The sequence below is a fragment of the Phyllobacterium sp. P5_D12 genome (assembly GCF_054049495.1).
Genome location: NZ_JBFUMG010000371.1, coordinates 1 through 4,536, shown reverse-complemented (window position 1 = coordinate 4,536; position 4,536 = coordinate 1). Strand labels below are relative to the sequence as shown.

General features: G+C 57.7%; 3 protein-coding genes and 1 pseudogene. 1 reads left to right on the top strand and 3 read right to left on the bottom strand.

Going from position 1 to position 4,536, the window contains the following annotated elements; genetic code table 11:
- Positions 1-976 (top strand): ATP-dependent DNA helicase RecG (locus ACXJ5O_RS19630; protein ID WP_457301360.1); only part of this gene is annotated, 976 nt, incomplete at its 5' end.
- Here the strand turns inward: ACXJ5O_RS19630 and ACXJ5O_RS19625 are convergent.
- From ACXJ5O_RS19625 to glmU, 3 genes and pseudogenes are all read right to left on the bottom strand, one after another.
- Positions 973-1,435 (bottom strand): annotated as a pseudogene (locus tag ACXJ5O_RS19625) (cupin domain-containing protein). The gene ACXJ5O_RS19630 and the pseudogene ACXJ5O_RS19625 overlap by 4 nt on opposite strands.
- A gap of 52 nt (positions 1,436-1,487) precedes the next feature.
- Positions 1,488-3,311 (bottom strand): glutamine--fructose-6-phosphate transaminase (isomerizing), encoded by a 1,824-nt coding sequence (gene glmS, locus ACXJ5O_RS19620; RefSeq protein WP_457301359.1) that lies wholly within the window; start codon positions 3,309-3,311, stop codon positions 1,488-1,490.
- 105 nt (positions 3,312-3,416) lie between these two features.
- A partial coding sequence (glmU, locus tag ACXJ5O_RS19615) for a bifunctional UDP-N-acetylglucosamine diphosphorylase/glucosamine-1-phosphate N-acetyltransferase GlmU (protein ID WP_457301358.1) occupies positions 3,417-4,536 on the bottom strand: 1,120 nt, incomplete at its 5' end.

The window sequence follows — 4,536 nt, the reverse complement described above, 5'->3', positions numbered from 1 at the left end:
CCACATCATTGTCGGCACACACGCACTCTTTCAGGAAAAGGTCAGCTATCACGATCTGGTGCTGGTTATTGTCGATGAGCAACACCGTTTCGGTGTACATCAGCGCCTGCTCTTGACCTCCAAAGGCACGGCGCCTGACATGCTGGTCATGACCGCTACGCCTATCCCGCGCACGCTGGTATTAACCGCGTTCGGTGATATGTACGTTTCGAAACTGACGGAAAAACCTGCGGGCCGCCGCCCGATCACCACCGCGATCCTGCCAATGGAGCGGTTGAGCGAGCTCGTTGATCGCATGCGTACTGCAATCGCCGATGGGCAGAAAATCTATTGGATTTGCCCGCTGGTCGAGGAATCTGAACTGGTCGATCTCGTTTCGGCCGAAGAACGTTTCGAATCGCTGAAACCTCTGCTCGGCGACAGGATCGGGCTGGTCCATGGCCGCATGAGTGGACCTGAGAAAGATGCAGCCATGCTGGCGTTCAAGAACGGCGAGACACGATTGCTAGTGGCTACCACAGTCGTTGAAGTCGGTGTCGACGTTCCGGATGCGACAATCATTGTCATCGAACATGCCGAACGCTTTGGTCTTGCGCAGTTGCACCAGTTGCGCGGACGTGTCGGGCGTGGGGACAAACCCTCGACCTGTCTCCTCATCTACAAGGGACCACTTGGCGAAGTCGCGCAGGCGCGGCTCAAGATCATGCGAGAAACCGAGGATGGTTTCAGGATCGCCGAAGAGGACCTGAAATTGCGAGGAGAAGGCGAGTTGCTTGGCACTCGACAATCCGGCACGCCTGGCTTCCGGCTCGCCAGCATCGAGGCGCATCAAGAGTTTCTGGAAATCGCCCGCAAGGACGCCCGGTATATTCTGACCAGGGATCCCGAATTGCAGAGCATACGTGGCGAAGCGTTGCGCATCCTGCTTTATCTGTTTGAACGTGACGAAGCGGTGCGGCTGCTCCGCGCCGGCTAGGTGTCGAGATAAGGTCTGCCATCCTTGTGCACGAACCGTCCGTCGGCATTGGAACTCATCATGTCGATGTCGGAGCAGATGGTAATGTCAGAGGGCGAGCGTGTCCCCACTTCGAGATAAACTGCCATCGCACCCGACTTGTTGATCATATGGTGGCCATTGCCGGAATTCTTTGGGAAGGCCGCACAATCGCCGGCCCGAAGCAGCGTCTCGCCGTCATCATCGATCAGCACCAACTCGCCTTCGAGCACATTCACGAATTCGTCTTCGGCCGAATGCCAGTGGCGCTGGCTCGACCAATTGCCCGGCGGCAAATGCATGAGATTGACACCGAAATCAGTGAGCCCACCGAAGTTGCCCAAGCGCTGCCGGATGCGATCGGCGCAGGGTACGTCAAATGGTGGCGGATAGCCCGAACCTTTGTGTTTCGGGTACAGCGACAGTGTCTATCTTGGGCATGGCAGTTCTCGACGTAACTGTTGTCGCTGCCCTTATACCTCGAGGGAACCAGTTATTCCACAGTCACAGACTTTGCCAGATTACGAGGCTGATCGACGTCCGTGCCCATGAAAACTGCTGTGTGATAGGCCAGCATCTGGATCGGCAGCGTGTAAACGATCGGTGTAATGACTTCCGGCATCTCCGGCAGAAGGATCGTATGCCACGTTTTCAATGTGCTGGCGGCAGCGCCCTTCTCATCGGTGATGAGGATGATCTTGCCACCACGCGCCGCCGCTTCCTGCATATTCGATATGGTTTTTTCGAACCAGCGGTCATGCGGAGCAATCACGATGACCGGCATGGATTCGTCGATCAATGCGATTGGTCCGTGCTTCAACTCGCYGGCCGCATAACCCTCCGCGTGAATATAGGAAATTTCCTTGAGTTTCAGCGCGCCCTCCAGCGCCAGCGGATAACTCGTGCCGCGCCCCAGATAAAGTGCGTGCTTGACCTGGCTGAGTTCGCGGCTGATAGCCTCGATCTGAGCTTCGAGTTTCAGCGCTTGCGTTGCATAGCGCGGAATTTCGGATAGTTCGCGCACAAGCTGGCGCTCTTCTTCGTCGCTGATCGTACCGCGCATTTTGCCGGCCGCCACAGCCAGCGATGCCAGAACGGATAGTTGGCAGGTGAAAGCCTTGGTCGAAGCAACACCAACTTCCGGACCTGCGAGGGTTGGAAATACGGTGTTGGATTCGCGCGCCATCGTCGATTCCTTGACGTTGACGATGGTTCCGATCGTGAGACCCTGCTGCTTGCAATAGCGCAAGGAGGCCAGCGTATCCGCGGTCTCACCGGACTGCGAGACGAAGAGCGCAAGGCTATTTTTGGAAAGCGGCATTTCCCGATAGCGAAATTCGGACGCTACATCGATATCGACTGGCAGCCGGGCAATGTGTTCGAACCAGTACTTTCCGACCAGCCCGGCATAATAGGCCGTGCCGCAGGCGGAAGCGGCGATGCGGTCTACCTTGGCGAAATCGACCGGCGCTGCGCCAGGACGTATCGTGCCCTTCGAGAAATCTAGGTAGTTTGCAAGCGTGTGCGAGATGACCTCCGGCTGTTCGTGGATTTCCTTCTCCATGAAGTGCCGGTGGTTGCCCTTGCTCACCAGAAACGCTGTGCCGGCTGATTTCTGCACAGGGCGGTCGACGACTTCGCCGCTTTCATCATAGATGATGACGCCGTCGCGGGTCAGCACCGCCCAGTCCCCATCTTCGAGATAGGACAGATTATCGGTGAACGGAGCGAGAGCGATCGCATCAGAACCCAGATACATCTCGCCTTCGCCATAACCGACTGCGAGAGGTGGACCATTGCGGGCGGCGATCAGCAAATTGTCTTCGCCCTTGAACATAATCGCGATGGCAAAAGCGCCGCGCAATTGCGGCAGCGTCTGGCGAACTGCCTCGACCGGCGCAAGGCCGCGATCGAGAGCGCGCGTTACCAGATGCGCGACCGTCTCCGTATCGGTCTCCGTCTCGAAGACATATCCATCCTTTTCGAGCATTGCGCGCAGTTCGGCAAAATTCTCGATGATGCCATTGTGGATCACCGCAAGCCGAGGCGTCGTATGCGGGTGTGCATTGCGGACCGTCGGCGCACCGTGCGTCGCCCAACGTGTGTGTCCGAGACCTATGGTACCGCCGAGTGGATTTTCCTTCAGCAGTTTGTCGAGATTGCCAAGCTTGCCCTCGGCCCGGCGGCGATCGAGCACGCCAAAATTGAGGGTCGCAACGCCGGCTGAGTCATAACCGCGGTATTCCAGCCGCTTGAGTGCATCCACAAGCAGCGGCGCTACCTGCTCACGCCCGATAATTCCAACGATCCCGCACATATACGACTCCAATACCCCGAATAGTTTCCAGCTCTGGCTAGCTCAGATTCATCGCTACAGAAAAACACTTTCTGTGTCAGAATCCCACACGAACAAAAGGCGTGCCTAGTCAGCCTTCTTGGCTAATTTCTGCGCCGCATAGCGTGCCCGCAATTGCACCGCCCGTCCTTCTTTTACCTCCTGCCGCGCCCTGCCGAATGCAAGCGCGTCCGCCGGCACATTGGCCGTGATCACGCTGCCGGAGGCGACATAAGCGTTGTCACCGATGGAAACCGGCGCCACCAGCGAACTATTGGAGCCGATGAACACGTTGGCCCCGATCTCGGTTAGATGCTTGTTGTAGCCGTCATAGTTGCAGGTAATGGCACCGGCGCCGATATTCGCTGCCGGACCCACGATCGCGTCACCGATATAGGTCAGGTGGTTCACCTTCGCGCCGACCCCGACCTTCGCGTTCTTCACCTCAACGAAGTTCCCGACCTTGGATTTTGCTGCCAGATCCGCACCGGGGCGAAGCCGGGCAAAAGGTCCGACATTGGCGTTTGCGCCAATCTTTGCGCCTTCAAAGTAGGAGAAAGCATGAATGACGGCTCCGCTCGCGATCGAGACGCCGGGGCCGAAAATGATATTCGGTTCGAGGATTGCATCTGCTTCCACCAATGTATCATGTGCGAAGAAAACAGTTTCCGGCGCCTGCATGGTGACACCCGCCAGCATCATGTCGCGGCGCTTGCGTGTCTGCCAGATTGCCTCGGCCTCAGCGAGTTCAACGCGGGTATTGATGCCGATCACATTGTCGGGCGAAATCTCGATGGCAACGACGGATTTTCCGTCCGCATTGGCTATCTCCACGACATCGGTGAGATAGAATTCATTGTTGGCATTGTCGTTGGTGATCTTGTCCAGCAGCGCAAGCGCGGCCTGTCCGCGCAGCGCCATCAGCCCGCCATTGCAGAACCCGATTTTCTTCTCGGCCTCACTGGCATCCTTCTCCTCGCGGATCGCGATCAAACGGCCGTCGTGCTCGATCAGGCGGCCATAACCATTCGGCACTGCTGGCCGGAACCCCATGACCACGACATCGGCACCGTCTGCGAGCTTGGCGCGGGCCTGGTCGAGAGCCGCGGTTTCAATCAGCGGCGTATCGCCAAACACAACGAGAATATCGTCATAGCCGCGTGCAATGCTCTCGCGCGCTGCAAGCACGGCGTGGGCAGTTCCAAGC